Raw genomic sequence first — 1,730 nt, forward strand, 5'->3', positions numbered from 1 at the left:
TAGATGTATTACAATAGACTAATATATGAAGAGCTGTTCTACCTGTATTATCAATTCTATTTACATTGGCTCCTTTCTTTATTAGTAACTTTATTATATCTATGTTTTCTTTCATTATTGCAAAATGTAATGGAGTATACCCTTCCTTATCAACCGCATCTATGTTAGCACCGGCTCTAATAAGCGTTTTAGCAGTTTTTTTATCACTATCTCCCCTCCCGGCTAAAATATGTAGCGGAGTTTGTTTTATGTTATTAGAAATATTAACTTTCGCCCTATAATGAATAAGTCTCTCTACAACTCTGACTTCTATAGTAACCGCTTCGTGTAAAGCTGAATTACCATAATTATTTACTTTATTAATATCTGCATTATAATTTATCAGTAAACTTATGATTTTATCATAATGGTTATTAATTAACTCTTCCTCTCCTTCTCCTTCTCTTCTCTTTTTTAAATATACATTTATAGCCGATAGAAGCGGAAAAGATGTATATACTCCTGCTTTATTATCTTTATAAATTACTTCTTGGTTTGGATCAGCTCCTGCTTTTAATAAAGCTTTTATTATCTTTTTCTTGCCCACTGCCACAGCAGAATATAAAAGTGAATAACTTTCTAGGTGCCACTTCTCTTCTCCTATTTTATTGCTAATTAATGCATTAGGATTTACTCCGGTTTTAAGCAACCCCTTAAGTAATTGAATATCTTTATTTCCTATAGCTTGAAATGCAACTTCTTCCGGGTCTAAGTTAAGCGAAACCCAATGCCTTATTATAAAGCCCTTGATGACGGCATAGTCTTTTCCACTATCTAAGAATATAGCCCCAATTATTGCCTCCATCGCATCTGCTAACCTACGATCACTTACTTTACCTTGTGGAATCATATGTTCGCTTATCTCTAGTCTTTTTGCTACATCTAGCAAAGGTCCATCATTCCTTACAAGACTTGATAAGATATTATTTAGGGTTCCTTCAGTATATCCCTGATGTTTTTCCATTATTATATCCGTTACAGCTAATTCTAAAGCTCTATCTCCTATAAATTCTAAAGTCTCATTATCTTTTAAGTTAACTGCAGCTCTTCTGGTTAAAGCTTGTATAAGCAGGCCTATATTTTTAAATTTATAATTTAATGCTGCTTGTAAACTTTCATACCCTTGCTGTTCTTGCTTTATTTGTTCAGGGTAAGTATATGTGCATGTATCTTCATTCATTCTCATCTTTAAAAATACCTTTTGAAAACATTTATAAAATAATATTTATAACGTCTTAATCTAAGCCAACGTAAGCAATAATTTTTGATATATAATTATTTTGATAAGCCTCTGTAATGCTAAAGCTTACAATTAAATATAAAAACAACTCTACCAAGACAAATACAAAATTCTATAGTCTTAAACATATTTTCCATAAAATAACCTATTTTATACTATGCGCTACAACTGATTTTTTATATCGAACTCAGTTTATATAAACCTTGCGTAATATGATTATCGGCTTTTTCTTGTAGTAAGCGTGCTCGATAATCTACTGCTTTATGTGGCATATAAGCTTCCTCTCCGGCTTCTTTAATGCCGTCTACTTCAACTCCTGCACTAACTAAGCATTCCACTATCTCATATGCTTTATTTTCTAATGCCAGCTCTAACGCAGTTAAACCTTCTGCATTTTTTAATTCTAACTCAGGTTTGGTAATTAGTATTCTTTCCACCATTTCCAAGTTAC

Annotated in this window: 2 protein-coding genes; both read right to left on the reverse strand. The window is 31.8% G+C overall.

What is annotated here, in order from left to right; all coding sequences use genetic code 11:
* Positions 1 to 1,225 (reverse strand): ankyrin repeat domain-containing protein (locus tag NF27_RS09350; protein WP_039458801.1); only part of this gene is annotated, 1,225 nt, incomplete at its 3' end.
* Positions 1,226 to 1,455: 230 nt separating this feature from the next.
* A partial coding sequence (locus NF27_RS09355; protein WP_204367893.1) for an ankyrin repeat domain-containing protein occupies positions 1,456 to 1,730 on the reverse strand: 275 nt, incomplete at its 5' end.

Source organism: Candidatus Jidaibacter acanthamoeba (genome assembly GCF_000815465.1).
Classification (GTDB): Bacteria; Pseudomonadota; Alphaproteobacteria; order Rickettsiales; family Midichloriaceae; genus Jidaibacter; species Jidaibacter acanthamoebae.